The organism is Mycolicibacterium sarraceniae (genome assembly GCF_010731875.1).
Taxonomy (GTDB): Bacteria; Actinomycetota; Actinomycetes; order Mycobacteriales; family Mycobacteriaceae; genus Mycobacterium; species Mycobacterium sarraceniae.
In genome coordinates this window covers 4,397,936-4,414,754 of record NZ_AP022595.1, presented here as the reverse complement: position 1 = coordinate 4,414,754, position 16,819 = coordinate 4,397,936, and the positions used below count along the sequence as shown (strand labels likewise).

Below are 16,819 nucleotides of genomic sequence, written 5' to 3'. Positions count from 1 at the left end.
ATGGCGCCGAAAGCCGTGCTGATCGGATTGCCCGGCTCCGGGAAGTCCACCATCGGGCGGCGGCTGGCCAAGGCGATGGGGGTGGCGATGCTCGACACCGACGCCGCCATCGAGGAGAAGACCGGCCGCACCATCGCCGACATCTTCACAGCAGACGGCGAGCAGGAATTCCGCCGCATCGAAGAAGAGGTCATCCGCGAAGCGCTGGCGGCTCACGACGGGGTCCTGTCACTGGGCGGCGGCGCGGTGACGACACCGGGGGTGCGCGACGCGCTGGCCGGGCAGACCGTGATCTTCCTGGAGATCAGTGCGGCCGAGGGCGTGCGCCGGACGAGTGGCAACACCGTCCGCCCGCTGCTGGCGGGACCCGATCACGCCGAGAAGTACCGCACGCTGATGAATCAGCGGGTGCCGCTGTACCGGCGGGTCGCAACGATCCGGATCAACACCAACCGGCGCAACCCCGGTGCGGTCGTGCGCCACATCATGACCCGGATGGAGAATCCGCAGCCATCCCGTCGGCGCAGGCCGCCGTGGCGGCGTTCGTCGTCGGCGAACGACAAGCGTTCCCCCCCACCGTCACCGGATAAGCCGGTGGAGTCCACCCCGGTCACGCCTGCCACCCCGGCGGCGCTGGCCGCTCGTCGCGCCGGAGTTCGCAAATGACCGAGACTCGTGAGCCGGTGACCATCGAGGTCGCCGTCGATCCGCCCTATCCGGTGATCGTGGGCACCGGCCTGCTCGGCGAGCTCGGTGAGCTGCTCGGCGGGCGGCACAAGGTGGCGATCCTGCACCAACCGGTACTGTCGCAGACCGCCGAAGCCATCCGAGCGCACCTGTCGGGCACGGGTGTTGACGCCCACCGCATCGAGATCCCCGACGCCGAGGCGGGCAAGGACCTGGCCGTCGTCGGCTACATCTGGGAGGTGCTGGGCCGCATCGGTATTGGCCGCAAGGATGCGTTGGTGAGCCTCGGTGGCGGGGCGGCCACCGACGTGGCCGGCTTCGCGGCGGCGACCTGGCTGCGGGGTATCGACATCGTCCACGTGCCGACCACACTTCTGGCCATGGTCGACGCTGCCGTCGGCGGCAAGACCGGGATCAACACCGACGCGGGCAAGAACCTGGTCGGTGCGTTCCACCAGCCGGCCGGTGTGCTGGTTGATCTGGCGATGCTGGAAACGTTGCCGCGCAACGAACTTGTCGCCGGGATGGCCGAAATCGTGAAGGCCGGTTTCATCGCCGATCCGAAGATCCTGGACCTCATCGAGGCCGACCCGCAGGCCGCGGTCGACCCGGTCGGTGCGGTGCTGCCGGAGCTGATCCGGCGGGCAGTCGCCGTCAAGGCCGAGGTGGTGGCCGCTGACGAGAAAGAGTCGGCGCTGCGCGAGATCCTCAACTACGGGCACACTTTGGCGCACGCCATCGAACGTCGCGAGCGCTACAAGTGGCGCCACGGTGCGGCAGTGTCGGTGGGATTGGTGTTCGCCGCGGAACTCGGCCGGCTGGCCGGCCGGCTGGATGACGAAACCGCCGCGCGGCATCGCGACGTGCTCACCGCGCTGGGGCTGCCGGTCAGTTACGAGCCCGGTGTGTTTCCCGAACTCGTCGACATCATGGCCGGTGACAAGAAGACTCGCTCGGGGGTGCTGCGGTTCGTCGTGCTCGACGGGCTGGCTAAACCGGGACGGCTGGAAGGCCCCGATCCGGCGCTCCTGGCGGCGGCCTACGCGGAGGTGGCGAAGCAGTGACAACCGTCCTGGTGCTCAACGGGCCCAATCTGGATCGGCTCGGCCGCCGCGAACCCGCGATCTACGGAAGCACGACCTATGACGACCTCGTCATGCTGATCGAGGCGCAGGCCACCGAGCTCGGGCTCACCGCCGTGGTGCGCCAATCCAACAGCGAGGGCCAGCTGATCGACTGGGTGCACGCCGCGGCCGACGCCGGTGACCCGGTGATCCTCAACGCCGGTGCGCTCACCCACACGTCGATAGCGTTGCGGGACGCCTGCGCCGAGCTCAAGGCCCCGCTGATCGAGGTACACATCTCCAATGTTCATGCGCGCGAAGAGTTTCGGCACCACTCGTACCTGAGCGGGATCGCGACCGGCGTGATCGTCGGACTCGGTGTGCAGGGCTACCTGCTAGCACTGCGCTACCTGGCCACCCCCGACGTCACCATCGACTAGCCGTGTCGAACCGGATGGCGCTGGGCGCCGACACCTCTGCCCAGGCCTGGGAGGAGCACGCCGATCTGCTGGAGCCGCACTTCTGGGGGGCGGGCCGAGCAGCTGTGGCGGATCGCGATGCAGACGTGGGTACTGCAGGTCGGTAACGACCGCGCCCGCCCGCACATGCCACCACTGGATCACCTGTCGACGGATTTCCTCGCCGCGTTCACCGCCGTCAGATAGTAGCGACGATGCTGCCAAACGGGGGTCAGGACTTGGGGGTCTCGCCCTTGGTCATATCGATCTGCTCGGTCGGCTCGTCGCGCTCGGCGGTCGCCACCGAGGACGTCTGCTCCTCGGTCGCCGCGGCCTCGTGGGTGCCGAGCCCGGCAATGGGTCCGGTGCGATCGTCGTCGCGGGCGGCGTCGAACACGTCGCCGGTGCTGCCGTCTTCGCGGCGGCGCTCCTGCGGGGGCCGCTTGCGATCGACCAGGTAGCGGCCGATGGCCACCGCGGCGATGGCCGGGATGAACACCACCAGCGCGGTGAACGCCGCGTACGTGGTGAGCTCACTGATCAGGCCCTCGGCGTAGACGTTCGTGTAGAACAGCGACACCACCCAGACGATCAGACCGGAAAGGATGCCGGCGATCAGCCCGGCCAACAGCCAGGTCATGGCCAGATCGCGGCGGCGGTCCGGGTCAGGATTGGTGTTCGCGTCGGCGCGGCCGTCGAGCAGGCCCCAGATCAACGATGCGATGGCGAACACCACGACCAGCAGAATGCTGATCGATCCGGCCTTGGTTTCGTAGATGTTGATCAACGTGCCCTGCAGGATCCGGACGATCACCATGCCGGCAGCGAAGGCCAGTCCGCGCAACAACCACGTAGTCATGGTTAGGCAGCGTAGCGAGTAGCGTCAGCGACCGTGACACATTCCCAACGCCGGGACCGACTTGCCGCCCGGTTGGCAGCCGACGGGCTTGACGCGATTCTGATCAGTGACCTGGTCAACGTGCGTTATCTGTCCGGTTTCAGCGGCTCGAATGCGGCGTTGCTGGTGTTCGCGGGCGACACGCCGACGGTGCTGGCCACCGATTCGCGCTACCGGACGCAGGCCGCGCGCCAGGCGCCCGACGTGGAAACCGCCATCGAACGGGCCTGCGGGCGTCATCTGGTCGGGCGGGCGGTGGCCGACGGTGCGGCCCGGATCGGATTCGAGAGCCATGTCGTCACCGTCGACGGGTTCGACGTGCTGGCTCGTGAGCTGGACGATCATCCGGCCGCCCAACTGGTGCGGGCCTCGGGAACCGTCGAGGAGCTGCGAGAGGTCAAAGACGCCGGCGAGATCGCGCTGCTGCGACTGGCCGGTGAAGCGGCTGACGCGGCCCTGACCGAGCTGGTCGACAGCGGCGGCCTGCGGCCCGGACGCACCGAGCGGGAGATCGGCCGCCAGCTCGAGGCGTTGATGCTGGAGCACGGCGCCGACGGACCGTCATTCGAGACGATCGTGGCCGCCGGCGCCAATTCGGCGATCCCACACCACCGGCCCACCGACGCGGTGCTGGCCAGCGGCGATTTCGTCAAGATCGATTTCGGTGCGCTGGTCGGCGGCTATCACTCCGATATGACGCGCACCTTCGTGCTGGGGGCGGCAGCCGACTGGCAGCGGGAAATCTATGAAGTGGTGGCAGCCGCGCAGCAGGCCGGCCGCAATGCCCTCGACGTCGGGGCCGAGCTGCGCGATGTCGACGGCGCTGCGCGGCGGGTCATCGTCGACGCCGGTTACGGCGAGTACTTCGGCCACGGCCTCGGGCACGGCGTCGGATTGCAGATCCACGAAGCACCGGGAATCAACTCCGCTGCCGCCGGTACACTGCTTGCTGGCTCCGTGGTGACCGTGGAACCCGGTGTCTACCTGCCCGACCGTGGCGGTGTCCGCATCGAGGACACCCTGGTCGTCGGCGAGCGAAGCCCCGAATTGCTGACCCGATTCCCGAAGGAATTCATGGTCCGGTGAGGACCGGATAGACGAGGAGAACGACCGACCGTGGCATCCACTGCCGATTTCAAGAATGGCCTTGTGCTGAACATCGACGGCCAGCTCTGGCAGATCACCGAGTTCCAGCACGTCAAACCGGGCAAAGGCCCGGCGTTCGTGCGTACCAAACTCAAGAACGTGCTCACCGGCAAGGTCGTCGACAAGACGTACAACGCCGGGGTGAAGGTGGAGACCGCGACCGTCGACCGGCGTGACGCCACCTACCTCTACCGGGACGGCTCGGACTTCGTCTTCATGGACTCCGAGGACTTCGAGCAGCATCCGCTGCCGGAACCGCTGGTGGGCCGGCTGTCGGACTTCCTGCTGGAGGGCATGCCCGTGCAGATCGCGTTCAACGAGGGCGCCCCGCTGTACCTGGAGCTCCCGGTGACCGTCGAGCTCGAGGTCGCCAGCACCGAGCCGGGCCTGCAGGGCGATCGGTCCAGCGCGGGCACCAAGCCCGCGACGCTGGAGACCGGGGCCGAGATTCAGGTTCCGCTGTTCATCAACACCGGCGACAAGCTGAAGGTCGACTCCCGCGACGGCAGCTATTTGGGGCGCGTGAACGCCTAAATGGCTGATCGCAAGGCCGACAAGGGTCGGCACCAGGCCCGCAAACGCGCCGTCGACCTGCTCTTCGAAGCCGAGGCCCGAGGCCTGACGTCCGCTGAGGTGGCCGAGGCGCGCAGTGCGCTGGCCGCGGCCAACCCCGACGTGTCAGCGTTGAATCCCTACACGGTCACCGTCGCCAACGGGGTGACCGCGAACGCGGCCCACGTGGACGAGCTGATCACCTCGCACTTGCAGGGCTGGACGCTGGAGCGCTTGCCTGCCGTGGACCGCGCGATCCTGCGGGTGGCGGTCTGGGAGCTGCTGCACGCCGACGACGTTCCCGAGCCGGTGGCCGTCGACGAGGCGGTCGAGCTGGCCAAGGAGTTGTCCACCGATGATTCGCCGGGCTTCGTCAACGGGGTGCTGGGGCAGGTCATGCTCGTGACTCCGCAGATCCGCGCGGCCGCCGCCGCGGTTCGGGGCACCGCGCCCGAGGCGTAATCTGCCCGCCATGGACGCCGAGCAGCACCTCGCGGCGCGGTTTGCGGGGGCCGCAACCCGCGCTGTCGTCGCCTACCTGCTCGAATCATCGGGCGCCAGCGCCCGATCTCGACGATCGCGATGGTTTAGAGCCCCAGCGCGTCGTAGGTCCGGCGCACGAATTTCGGCTGCACCGACTGCAGTTTGGTCAGCGACGTGTTGCCGGCCACCGCGGCGGCGGCCGGCGCGCTGAGGTTCGGATAGTTCTGGATCAGGTAGATCAGGATCAGATCGTTAGCCGGGTCGGCCTGCCACCAGGTGCCGTAGGCGCCGGGCCAGCTGAACGTGCCCGCCCCGCCGGGACCGTACAGCTGCGAGGATTTGACCGGATCGGTGACCACCGAGAGGTTCAGGCCGAAGCCGCGGCCCACCCAGAACGGCAACCCCAGGAACGGGTATTGCTTCTGTTCGGCGGTCAACCGATCGGTGCGCATCAGCCGCACCGACTCCTCGGAGAGCACCCGCACCCCGTCGACGTGGCCGCCGCCCAACAGCATTCGGGCGAACCGCAGGTAGTCGTCGACGGTTGTCACCAGGTTCGCGCCGCCCTGGCAGAACCGGGGTTCGGTCACCGGGATCGGGCCTATCGCGTCGTGCTGCAGGCCGGTCTCTTCGTCGAGCCGGTACATCGTCGCGGCCCGGGCGCGCTTATTGGGGGAGATGTAGAACCCGGTGTCGGGCATGCCCAGCGGGTCGAAGATCCGCTCGGTGAGCACGGTGTGCAGCGATTTGCCCTCGATCCGCGAGACGGCGATGCCGAGGACGTCCGTGGCGTGACTGTAGGTCAGTCGCTCGCCGGGCTGGTGGACCAGCGGCAGCTTCGCGACCTCCGCCAGCCAGTGGTCCTGGTCCTGGCGGAATGAGACCTGCGCATACGCCCTGCCCAGGGGGCCGGCCACCGAGAACGGGTAGGCCAGTCCGCTGCGGTGGGTCATCAGGTCGTCGATCGTGATCGGCCGTTGTGCGGGCACGGTCCGATCCAGCGGGCCGGTCGGATCCACGAGCACCTGCATGTCGGCCAGCTCCGGCAACCAGCGGCTGACCGGATCGGACAGCGCGAGCTTGCCCTCCTCGATGAGAGCCATCGCCGCCGCCACCGTCACCGGTTTGGTCATCGAGGCGATCCGGAAGATCGTGTCGCGCTGCACCGGTAGGCCGGCGTCGACGTCGCGGTAACCGATTTCGTTGACCTGCAGGATATTCCCGCGCTGCCACACCAGGGTGACGGCGCCTGCCAAATAGCCGGCGTCCACGGCCTGCACGACTGAGCTGCGATTGTCCCCGAGATTCACCAGGCGGATTCTACTGAGCGCCGTCTACTGACGGCCGCTGCGCCGTCACCAGCCAGAATCCCATGTCGACGCCGGCATTGCCGGCCCGGTGCTCGGCGGTGATCTGACCCTGCTCCTGCCACGTGACGACACTTTCCTTGGGGCCCTTGGTGTCCCAGGGACCATCGTGACGCCAGGGCTCACCGCGGACAGAGCATCGAAGTCCCAGTGGGACGGATGCGGTGTGGTCGCCTCATCCAGGCTAATCGGAAACACGATTGCGCGGTTCGAGAAGATGAGTTGGTGGGTGTTACGCTGCCCGGCAGTTCGACATCCTTTAACGATCCGTCCAGAGAGGCGGAGAAGGAGGTCCGGTTAGCTCGTGAGCCCAGACGACCGTGAATTGATGTCCGGTGCGGACGTCGGTAGAACCGTTTCCCGCATCGCCCATCAGATCATCGAAAAGACGGCGCTCGACGCCCCCGACGCGCCCCGCGTCGTCCTCCTCGGCATTCCCACCCGCGGTGTCACGCTGGCCAACCGGTTGGCCGAAAAGATCGTCGAGTTCGCCGGCGTCACGGTCGGCTGCGGCGGCCTGGACATCACGCTGTACCGCGATGACCTGGACTTCAAGCCGCCCCGTGCGCTGGAGAAAACGTCGATTCCGACGGGCGGGATCGACGGCGCCCTGGTGATCCTGGTCGATGACGTGCTCTACACCGGGCGTTCGGTGCGCTCGGCCCTGGACGCCCTGCGCGATATCGGCCGGCCGAAGGTGGTGCAGCTGGCCGTCCTGGTCGACCGCGGCCATCGCGAACTGCCGCTGCGGGCGGATTACGTCGGCAAGAACGTGCCCACCTCGCGCAGCGAGAACGTCAAGGTGCGCCTGGTCGAGGACGACGGCGTCGAAGGTATCTGGATCGCACCCCAGGGAGGTCCCACCCGATGACGATCCGGCATCTGCTCTCGGCGGGCGATCTGACCCGCGATCAGGCCACCGCGATCCTCGACGACGCTGACCGGTTCCGGCAGGCGCTGCTGGGGCGCGAGGTCAAGAAGCTGCCGACACTGCGCGGGCGCACGATCATCACAATGTTCTACGAGAACTCCACCCGCACCCGGGTGTCGTTCGAGGTCGCCGGCAAATGGATGAGCGCCGACGTGATCAACGTCAGCTCGTCGGGATCCTCGGTGGCCAAGGGGGAGTCGCTGCGCGACACCGCGCTGACGCTGCGCGCGGCCGGCGCCGATGCGCTGATCATCCGCCACCCGGCTTCGGGTGCGGCGCAACAGCTCGCGGAGTGGACGCTGGAGGACGACGGCACCGGGCCCTGCGTGATCAACGCTGGTGACGGCACCCACGAGCACCCCACCCAGGCGCTGCTGGACGCGCTGACGCTGCGCCAACGTCTCGGGGGCATCGAGGGCCGCCGGGTGGTGATCGTCGGCGATATTCTGCACAGCCGGGTGGCCCGCTCGAACGTGTCGCTGCTGTCCACGCTGGGTGCCGAGGTGGTGCTGGTCTCACCGCCCACCCTGCTACCGGTGGGGGTGCAGGACTGGCCGGTGACGGTGTCGCACGATCTGGACGCCGAACTGCCGGGTGCCGATGCGGTGATGATGCTGCGGGTACAGGCCGAGCGGATGAACGGCGGGTTCTTCCCGTCGGAGCGGGAGTATTCGATCCGCTACGGGTTGTCCGATCGCCGGCGGGCGGTACTGCCTGGCCATGCGGTGGTGCTACACCCCGGCCCGATGCTGCGCGGTATGGAGATCTCCTTCGCCGCCGCGGATTCATCGCAATCAGCTGTGCTGCAACAGGTTTCCAACGGTGTTCACGTGCGGATGGCGGTGCTGTTCCATCTGCTGATCGGCACGGACGAGGCGGTCTCGGTATGAGCGTGTTAATTCGCGGCGTCCGGTTGTACGGCGAGGGCGGCCAGGTCGACGTCCTGGTGGGCGACGGGCAGATCGCCGAGATCGGCCCGAAGCTCGAGGCGCCGAACGATGCCGACGTCATCGACGCCACCGGTCAGGTGTTGCTGCCCGGCTTCGTCGACCTGCACGCCCATCTGCGCGAGCCCGGCCGGGAATACGCCGAAGATATCGAAACCGGTTCGGCTGCAGCCGCATTGGGTGGCTACACCGCCGTGTTCGCAATGGCCAACACCGATCCGGTCGCCGACAGCCCGGTGGTCACCGATCACGTCTGGCGGCGCGGTCAGCAGGTGGGCCTGGTCGACGTGCATCCGGTGGGTGCGGTCACGGTGGGGCTGGAAGGTAAGCAGCTCACCGAAATGGGCTTGATGGCCGCCGGTGTGGCGCAGGTCAAGATGTTCTCCGACGACGGTGTCTGCGTCGACGACCCACTGGTGATGCGCCGGGCGCTGGAGTACGCGACCGGGCTCGGGGTGCTGATCGCCCAGCACGCCGAGGAGCCGCGACTGACCGTCGGCGCCGTCGCTCACGAAGGCCCCAACGCCGCCAAGCTCGGGCTGGCCGGCTGGCCACGCGCCGCCGAAGAGTCCATCGTCGCCCGTGACGCGCTGCTGGCTCGCGATGCCGGTGCCCGGGTGCACATCTGCCACGCGTCGACCGCCGGAACTGTCGAGCTCATCAAATGGGCTAAGCAGCAAGGTATTTCGATCACCGCCGAGGTCACGCCACACCACCTGCTGCTCGACGACAGCCGGCTGGCCGGCTACGACGGGGTGAATCGGGTGAACCCGCCGCTGCGGGAGGCCTCCGACGCCCAGGCGCTGCGTCAGGCGCTGGCCGACGGGGTGCTCGACTGTGTGGCCACCGACCACGCGCCGCACGCCGAGCAGGAGAAGTGTTGTGAGTTCTCCCATGCGCGCCCGGGCATGCTCGGCCTGCAGACCGCGCTGTCGGTGGTCGTCGAGACGATGGTGGCCACCGGCCTGCTGGATTGGCGCGGTGTGGCGCGGGTGATGAGCGAGAACCCAGCCCGCCTTGTCGGACTGGACGATCAGGGCCGTCCACTGGAGGTGGGGGAGCCCGCCAACCTGGTCGTCGTCGACCCGGCCGGCACCTGGGTGGTCGAGGGCTCGGAGCTGGCCAGCCGGTCAGCCAATACCCCGTTCGCGGCAATGACGCTGCCGGCGACGGTCACCGCGACACTGTTGCGGGGCACTGTGACAGCGCGGGACGGGAAGAGCCCAGCGTGAACACCGGAACGGCGATCGGGGCGTACATCTTCGCTTTCGTCATCGTCGTGATCATCGGCGTGCTGATCGGGCGCATGCTGCGGGGCTGGAAACACCGCGCCAAGCGGCAGATGGCACTGCTGGGTGAACTGCCGTCGATGCCCGATCTGCTGAGCTCGGCCATTGTCGCCCCGACCAGAGGCCTCTACGTGGGCACCACCTTGGCGGGCAATTGGCTGGAGCGGATTGCCGCCGGCGACTTGGGTTTCCGGTCCAAAGCGGTGCTGACCCGCTACCCCGAGGGGATTTTGCTCGAGCGCTCCGGGGCGACGCCCATCTGGATTCCGCAGGACGCGATCGCCGGCATCCGCGCCGAGCGGGCACTGGCCGGAAAAGTGGCAGGCATCTTGGCGATTCGCTGGCGGTTGCGCTCGGGCACCGAGGTTGACACAGGCTTTCGCGGCGACGACCGCCGCGACTATGCACGATGGACGACAACAGGAGAAGCAGCGTGACGGGTAAAGCCCAGCTGATATTGGAGGACGGGCGGGTCTACACCGGCACCGAATTCGGTGCGGTCGGAGAGACTCTCGGCGAAGCGGTGTTCTCCACCGGGATGTCCGGCTACCAGGAGACGCTGACCGACCCCAGCTATCACCGCCAGATCGTGGTGGCCACTGCCCCGCAGATCGGCAACACCGGCTGGAACGACGAGGACTCCGAGAGCCGCGGCGACAAGATCTGGGTGGCCGGCTACGTCGTGCGTGACCCCTCGCCGCGGGCGTCGAACTGGCGGGCCACCGGGACACTGGACGACGAGCTCGCGCGCCAGCACATCGTCGGCATCGCCGGGGTCGACACCCGCGCAGTCGTGCGCCACCTGCGCTCCCAGGGCTCGATGAAGGCCGGGGTGTTCTCCGGGCCTGCGCTGGCCGACACCGAGGAACTGCTGCACCGGGTGCGCAGCCAGCCCGCCATGCTCGGTGCTGACCTCGCTGGGCAGGTCAGCACCACGCAGAGCTACATCGTGGAACCCGAAGGTGCGCATCGGTTCACCGTCGTCGCGCTCGACCTCGGCATCAAGACCAACACGCCGCGCAACTTCGCCAACCGCGGCATCCGAACCCACGTGCTCTCGTCGGCGGCCACGTTCGCCCAGATCGCCGAGCTGAAGCCGGACGGGGTGTTCCTGTCCAACGGCCCGGGCGACCCGGCCACCGCCGACCACATCGTCGGGGTGACCCGCGAAGTCCTGGGTGCCGAAATCCCGCTTTTCGGAATCTGTTTCGGCAACCAAATCCTGGGGCGGGCGCTGGGACGGTCCACCTACAAGATGGTGTTCGGCCACCGCGGTGTCAACGTGCCGGTGATCGATCACGCCACCGGCACGGTCGCGATCACCGCGCAGAACCACGGGTTCGCGCTGGAAGGTGAGGCCGGTGAGCATTTCAGCACCGACTTCGGCCCCGCGCTGGTCAGCCACAGCTGCGCCAACGATGGCGTCGTCGAAGGCATCAGACTCGCCAACGGGAAGGCTTTTTCGGTGCAGTACCACCCGGAGGCCGCGGCCGGACCGCACGACGCGAACTACCTGTTCGACCAATTCGTGGACCTGATGGACGAGGGGAAGCGCTAAATGCCACGCCGGACCGACCTCAACCACATTCTCGTCATCGGCTCGGGGCCGATCGTCATCGGCCAGGCCTGCGAGTTCGACTACTCGGGCACCCAGGCCTGCCGGGTGTTACGCGCCGAGGGACTGACCGTCAGCCTGGTCAACTCGAACCCGGCGACGATCATGACCGATCCGGAGTACGCCGACTACACCTACGTCGAGCCCATCACCTCGGCGTTCGTCGAGAAGGTCATCGCCCAGCAGGCCGCGCGCGGTAACAAGATCGATGCCGTGCTGGCCACCCTGGGCGGTCAGACCGCGCTGAACACCGCTGTCGCCCTGCACAATGACGGCGTCCTCGAAAAGTACGGCGTCGAGATGATCGGCGCCGACTTCGACGCCATCCAGCGCGGTGAGGACCGGCAGAAGTTCAAGGACATCGTCGCGAAAGTCGGCGGCGAGTCGGCGAAGTCGGCCGTCTGCTACACGATGGCCGAGGTACGCGAGACCGTCGCCGAGCTGGGCCTGCCCGTCGTGGTTCGCCCGTCGTTCACCATGGGCGGGCTGGGATCGGGCATGGCGCATTCGCTCGAGGACGTCGAGCGGATGGCAGGCGACGGCCTGGCGGCATCCCCGTCGGCGAACGTGCTGATCGAGGAATCCATCTACGGGTGGAAGGAATACGAGCTCGAGCTGATGCGCGACCACCACGACAACGTGGTGGTGGTGTGCTCGATCGAGAACGTCGACCCGATGGGGGTGCACACCGGTGACTCGGTGACTGTCGCCCCGGCGATGACGCTCACCGACCGCGAATACCAGACCATGCGGGACCTGGGCATCGCGATCCTGCGCGAGGTCGGGGTGGATACCGGCGGCTGCAACATCCAGTTCGCGGTGGACCCGAAAGACGGCCGGCTCATCGTCATCGAGATGAACCCGCGGGTGTCACGCTCGAGTGCGTTGGCCTCCAAGGCCACCGGATTCCCGATCGCCAAGATCGCCGCCAAGCTCGCGATCGGCTACACGCTCGACGAGATCGTCAACGACATCACCAAGAAAACCCCGGCCTGTTTCGAGCCCACACTGGACTACGTCGTGGTCAAGGCGCCGCGGTTCGCATTCGAGAAGTTCCCCGGTGCCGACCCGACGCTGACCACCACGATGAAATCGGTGGGCGAGGCGATGTCCTTGGGCCGCAACTTCATCGAAGCGCTGGGCAAGGTGATGCGCTCACTGGAGACCACTCGCGCCGGGTTCTGGACCGGGCCCGACGACGACGGTTCGGTGCCCGACATCCTGGACCGGTTGCGCACCCCGACCGAAGGGCGGCTCTACGACATCGAATTGGCGCTGCGGCTCGGCGCCGGCGTCGAAGAGGTTGCCGAAGCCTCCGGTGTCGACCCGTGGTTCGTCGAGCAGGTGGCGTGCCTGGTCGCGTTGCGCCGGGAATTGATCGAAGCGCCGGTGCTCGACGAGGACCTGCTGCGGCGGTCCAAGCACAACGGGTTGTCCGATCGTCAGATCGCCTCGCTGCGAACCGAATTGGCCGGTGAAGCCGGTGTGCGGGCACTGCGCCAGCGCCTTGGCATCCATCCGGTGTTCAAGACCGTCGACACCTGCGCGGCCGAGTTTGAGGCCAAAACGCCCTACCACTACTCCAGCTATGAGCTGGACCCCGCAGCCGAGACCGAGGTGGTGCCGCAGACCGATCGGCCGAAGGTGCTGATCCTGGGATCGGGCCCCAACCGCATCGGTCAGGGCATCGAGTTCGACTACAGCTGTGTGCACGCGGCGACCACGTTGAGCGAGGCCGGGTTCGAGACCGTCATGGTCAACTGCAACCCCGAAACGGTGTCGACGGACTACGACACCGCCGACCGGCTGTACTTCGAACCGCTGACCTTCGAGGACGTCCTGGAGGTCTACCACGCCGAATCGCAGTCAGGACAGGGCGGTCCGGGGGTGGCCGGGGTGATCGTGCAGCTCGGCGGGCAGACCCCGCTGGGGCTGGCACAGCGGCTGGCCGACGCCGGCGTGCCGATCGTCGGCACCCGGCCCGAGGCGATCGACCTCGCTGAGGACCGCGGACGCTTCGGTGATGTGCTGAAGAGCGCAGGGTTGCCGGCACCGAAGTTCGGCACGGCCACCAGCTTCGAGCAGGCCCGCGAGATCGCCGCCCGCATCGGCTATCCGGTCCTGGTGCGGCCGTCGTACGTGCTCGGCGGGCGCGGGATGGAGATCGTCTACGACGAACAGACATTGCACGGGTACATCACCCGGGCCACCCAGCTCTCACCCGAGCATCCGGTGCTGGTCGACCGGTTCCTCGAGGACGCGATCGAGATCGACGTCGACGCTCTCTGCGACGGCACCGAGGTCTACATCGGTGGTGTGATGGAGCACATCGAGGAGGCCGGTATTCACTCCGGTGACTCGGCGTGTGCGCTGCCGCCAGTGACGTTGGGCCGCAGCGATATCGAAGCGGTCCGGCGAGCCACCGAGGCGATCGCACACGGCGTCGGCGTGGTCGGACTGCTCAACGTGCAGTACGCGCTCAAGGACGATGTGCTCTACGTGCTGGAGGCCAATCCGCGGGCCAGCCGGACCGTTCCCTTCGTCTCGAAGGCCACCGCGATCCCACTGGCCAAGGCCTGCGCGCGAGTCATGCTCGGCGCCAGTATCTCCCAACTGCGAGCCGAAGGTGTGCTGGCGGCGAGCGGGGACGGCGCGACACCGTCGCCGAACGCGCCGATCGCGGTGAAGGAGGCGGTGCTGCCGTTCCACCGGTTCCGCAAGGCCGACGGCTCGGCCATCGACTCGCTGCTCGGACCGGAGATGAAGTCGACCGGTGAGGTGATGGGCATCGACCGCGATTTCGGCAGTGCGTTCGCCAAGAGCCAGACCGCGGCGTACGGATCGTTGCCGAGCACCGGCACGATCTTCGTCTCGGTGGCCAACCGCGACAAGCGCTCGCTGGTGTTCCCGGTCAAGCGGCTCGCCGATCTGGGTTTCCGAGTACTGGCCACCGAGGGTACCGCGGAGATGCTGCGCCGCAACGGGATTCCCTGCGGCGTGGTGCGCAAGCACTTCGAGGAACCGGGCGAAGGCCGACCCGCCATGTCTGCGGTGGACGCGATTCTCGCCGGTGACATCGACATGGTGATCAACACCCCGTACGGCAACTCGGGCCCGCGCATCGATGGCTACGAGATCCGCTCGGCCGCGGTGGCGATGAATGTCCCGTGCATCACCACCGTCCAGGGCGCCTCGGCAGCCGTGCAGGGCATCGAAGCCGGTATGCGCGGTGACATCGACGTGCGCTCGCTGCAGGAGTTGCACGCCACCCTGGGTCATGACTGAGGTGGGCCATGACTGAGGTGGGTCATGACTGAGCCCGGGTTCGGCGCCCGGCTGGCCGCCGCGATCGGCGCGCGGGGGCCGCTGTGCCTCGGCATCGACCCGCATCCGGAATTGTTGCGGGCCTGGGACCTTCCGATCAGCGCCGACGGCCTGGCCCGGTTCAGCGAGATCTGTGTGCGGGCTTATGCCGGGTTCGCGATCGTGAAGCCACAGGTGGCGTTCTTCGAGGCTTACGGCTCAGCGGGTTTCGCGGTGCTGGAGAACACCATTGTTGGGTTGCGAGAGGCCGGGGTGCTGGTGCTCGCCGACGCCAAACGCGGCGACATCGGCTCGACGATGGCCGCCTATGCACAGGCCTGGGCCGGCACCGGCCCACTGGCTGCCGATGCCGTCACGGCCTCGCCATATCTCGGATTCGGTTCGCTGCAGCCACTTTTGGATATGGCCGCCGCCAACGGGCGCGGTGTGTTCGTATTGGCCGCCACCTCCAATCCAGAGGGTGCGTCGGTGCAAAGGGCGCTGACGGGAGAGCGCACCGTGGCGCAATCCGTCGTCGATGATGCCGCCGCCGTCAACCGGGCCGGGTTACCGCAACCGGGTTCGATCGGTGTTGTCGTCGGCGCCACGCTGGACGTGGTGCCCGATCTCAGCGAGGTGGGCGGGCCCGTCCTGGTGCCCGGGGTGGGCGCGCAGGGCGGACGCCCCGAGGCGCTCGGTGGCCTCGGGGGCGCCCGGCCCGGCCAGATTCTGCCGGCGGTATCGCGCGAAGTCCTGCGCGCCGGACCGGATTTCGCTGAGGTCCGGACGGCGGCGGAGAAGTTGCGCGACGCGGTGGCGTATCTCGTTTAGAGGGGGATCCACGTCCCGAACAGCCAGAATCCCCAGTTCTGGTAGCCCGGGTCGAGTACCGGGTTGACCCAGTTGCCGTTGTAGTTGAACGGCTGGTGATCCCAGCGGCCCTGATCGATACCGCGCCAGCCCAGATCTTGCGGCGGGGGTCCCGGACGCCAGCCGCGGTCATCGTGACCACCGCCCCATTGCGGCCCGCCAGGCCCGCCATCAGGGCCGCCGCGCCAGTCGGCCGGGCCAGGGCCGCGGCGGTCGGGCCCCGGTCCACCAGGACCACGCTCGCCCGGGCTCTGACAGGCCTGGATGCCGCACGGGCCGCCTGGTCCACCTGGCCCGCCGTCAGCCAGGGCGGGAGCCGCTCCCACCGTCAGCCCCGCGATCGTGATTCCGACCGCCGCTACGGCAATCCGGCCGGTCATCCGGGTAGCAACGCGGGTGGATTGTGTGATGGACATGGCACGTCCCTTCGAGGTTCGAATCAGTCACTGAACCCCCCGACACCGACCACGCTAGATAGTCCGCCTATGCAAAATCTGTCGCGCAGCTGTGCGTGCGGTAAGCGATCGACGGCGGCGGTCTCGACACGCCCGACACGCCGCGACCTGCCGGTGAGGTGAAATTTGCCCTCACTCGGCTGCCGGTACCCGCCCGCCGCTGCTGGTCAACCGGTGCGTACCGACAAAACTGCAGGTAGACGCATAGTCAATGATGCGATTTTGAGCTTGTGAACGGCCGCGAACACACCTCGGAATGTTGTCTCGACACCTGTCCAGACAACGAGATCTTGGCCCATATCCTGCGGGTTTGCACCGCTAAGCAGGGGGTGGGGTTAGATTTCGTCAGGTGGCGTGGGTACGGTCGCTGACGCTGGCTGAAGTACCCGGCCCAGGCAAAACAATGATGGTGATGAGACGGAGGAACCCGTGGCCCTTCCCCAGTTGACCGACGAGCAGCGTGCAGCCGCGTTGGAGAAGGCTGCTGCTGCGCGTCGTGCACGAGCTGAGCTCAAGGATCGGCTCAAGCGTGGTGGCACCAACCTCAAGCAGGTGCTCAAGGACGCTGAGACCGACGAGGTTCTCGGCAAGATGAAGGTTTCCGCACTGCTGGAAGCTTTGCCCAAGGTGGGCAAGGTCAAGGCGCAGGAAATCATGACCGAGCTGGAGATCGCACCGACACGCCGCCTGCGTGGCCTCGGTGATCGGCAGCGCAAGGCATTGCTGGAAAAGTTCGACTTCACCGCCGACTAGA

At 67.6% G+C, this 16,819-nt stretch carries 17 protein-coding genes; 14 read left to right on the top strand and 3 right to left on the bottom strand.

Annotated features, from left to right (window positions below):
* The 3 genes from G6N13_RS22030 to aroQ are packed head-to-tail and all read left to right on the top strand — an operon-like array spanning nt 1 to nt 2,191.
* On the top strand, nt 1-666 hold the full coding sequence (locus G6N13_RS22030) for a shikimate kinase (protein ID WP_163700510.1): 666 nt from the start codon (nt 1-3) through the stop codon (nt 664-666).
* Nucleotides 663-1,751 (top strand): 3-dehydroquinate synthase, encoded by a 1,089-nt coding sequence (gene aroB / locus G6N13_RS22025; RefSeq protein WP_163700507.1) that lies wholly within the window; start codon nt 663-665, stop codon nt 1,749-1,751. Before G6N13_RS22030 ends, aroB begins: the two co-directional genes overlap by 4 nt.
* Nucleotides 1,748-2,191: a type II 3-dehydroquinate dehydratase gene (gene aroQ / locus G6N13_RS22020; RefSeq protein WP_163700505.1), complete on the top strand. Its 444-nt coding sequence runs from the start codon at nt 1,748-1,750 to the stop codon at nt 2,189-2,191. Before aroB ends, aroQ begins: the two co-directional genes overlap by 4 nt.
* Nucleotides 2,192-2,441: 250 nt before the next feature.
* On the opposite strand, the gene G6N13_RS22015 is transcribed toward aroQ, so the two are convergent.
* Complete coding sequence (locus G6N13_RS22015; protein WP_163700502.1) at nt 2,442-3,068, bottom strand: B-4DMT family transporter; 627 nt, start codon at nt 3,066-3,068, stop codon at nt 2,442-2,444.
* A 33-nt stretch (nt 3,069-3,101) separates the two neighbouring features.
* Between G6N13_RS22015 and G6N13_RS22010 the strand changes: the two genes are divergently transcribed.
* The 3 genes from G6N13_RS22010 to nusB are packed head-to-tail and all read left to right on the top strand — an operon-like array spanning nt 3,102 to nt 5,267.
* On the top strand, nt 3,102-4,193 hold the full coding sequence (locus G6N13_RS22010) for a M24 family metallopeptidase (protein ID WP_163700499.1): 1,092 nt from the start codon (nt 3,102-3,104) through the stop codon (nt 4,191-4,193).
* 30 nt (nt 4,194-4,223) lie between these two features.
* Nucleotides 4,224-4,787 carry an elongation factor P gene (gene efp / locus G6N13_RS22005; protein WP_163700496.1) on the top strand — a complete coding sequence of 188 codons (564 nt, stop codon included), beginning with the start codon at nt 4,224-4,226 and terminating at the stop codon, nt 4,785-4,787.
* Nucleotides 4,788-5,267, top strand: coding sequence for a transcription antitermination factor NusB (gene nusB / locus G6N13_RS22000; RefSeq protein WP_163700494.1), 480 nt, complete (start codon nt 4,788-4,790; stop codon nt 5,265-5,267).
* A 125-nt stretch (nt 5,268-5,392) separates the two neighbouring features.
* Here the strand turns inward: nusB and G6N13_RS21995 are convergent, their stop codons facing one another.
* A complete protein-coding gene (locus G6N13_RS21995) occupies nt 5,393-6,598 on the bottom strand; it encodes a serine hydrolase domain-containing protein (protein ID WP_163700491.1) in 1,206 nt (401 codons plus the stop codon).
* Between the two features lie 385 nt (nt 6,599-6,983).
* On the opposite strand from G6N13_RS21995, the gene pyrR reads away from it, so the two are divergent.
* The 7 genes from pyrR to pyrF are packed head-to-tail and all read left to right on the top strand — an operon-like array spanning nt 6,984 to nt 15,571.
* Nucleotides 6,984-7,526 (top strand): bifunctional pyr operon transcriptional regulator/uracil phosphoribosyltransferase PyrR, encoded by a 543-nt coding sequence (pyrR, locus tag G6N13_RS21990; protein ID WP_163702424.1) that lies wholly within the window; start codon nt 6,984-6,986, stop codon nt 7,524-7,526.
* Nucleotides 7,523-8,476: an aspartate carbamoyltransferase catalytic subunit gene (locus tag G6N13_RS21985; protein WP_163700487.1), complete on the top strand. Its 954-nt coding sequence runs from the start codon at nt 7,523-7,525 to the stop codon at nt 8,474-8,476. Before pyrR ends, G6N13_RS21985 begins: the two co-directional genes overlap by 4 nt.
* Nucleotides 8,473-9,765, top strand: a complete 1,293-nt coding sequence (locus tag G6N13_RS21980; RefSeq protein WP_163700484.1) for a dihydroorotase — start codon at nt 8,473-8,475, stop codon at nt 9,763-9,765. The genes G6N13_RS21985 and G6N13_RS21980 overlap by 4 nt, the downstream gene beginning before the upstream one ends.
* On the top strand, nt 9,762-10,259 hold the full coding sequence (locus tag G6N13_RS21975; RefSeq protein WP_163700481.1) for a PH-like domain-containing protein: 498 nt from the start codon (nt 9,762-9,764) through the stop codon (nt 10,257-10,259). Before G6N13_RS21980 ends, G6N13_RS21975 begins: the two co-directional genes overlap by 4 nt.
* The gene (carA, locus tag G6N13_RS21970) at nt 10,256-11,380 is read left to right on the top strand and encodes a glutamine-hydrolyzing carbamoyl-phosphate synthase small subunit (protein ID WP_179965036.1); all 1,125 of its coding nucleotides are present in this window, start codon (nt 10,256-10,258) and stop codon (nt 11,378-11,380) included. The genes G6N13_RS21975 and carA overlap by 4 nt, the downstream gene beginning before the upstream one ends.
* Nucleotides 11,381-14,722, top strand: coding sequence for a carbamoyl-phosphate synthase large subunit (gene carB / locus G6N13_RS21965; protein WP_163700475.1), 3,342 nt, complete (start codon nt 11,381-11,383; stop codon nt 14,720-14,722).
* Nucleotides 14,723-14,746: 24 nt separating this feature from the next.
* A complete protein-coding gene (pyrF, locus tag G6N13_RS21960; RefSeq protein WP_163700472.1) occupies nt 14,747-15,571 on the top strand; it encodes an orotidine-5'-phosphate decarboxylase in 825 nt (274 codons plus the stop codon).
* On the opposite strand, the gene G6N13_RS21955 is transcribed toward pyrF, so the two are convergent.
* Nucleotides 15,568-16,026, bottom strand: a complete 459-nt coding sequence (locus tag G6N13_RS21955) for a hypothetical protein (RefSeq protein WP_163700469.1) — start codon at nt 16,024-16,026, stop codon at nt 15,568-15,570. The two genes, pyrF and G6N13_RS21955, sit on opposite strands and share 4 nt — an antisense overlap.
* Before the next feature lie 468 nt (nt 16,027-16,494).
* On the opposite strand from G6N13_RS21955, the gene mihF reads away from it, so the two are divergent.
* Nucleotides 16,495-16,818, top strand: coding sequence for an integration host factor, actinobacterial type (mihF, locus tag G6N13_RS21950; RefSeq protein ID WP_036338016.1), 324 nt, complete (start codon nt 16,495-16,497; stop codon nt 16,816-16,818).
* Nucleotide 16,819 lies beyond the last annotated feature (1 nt).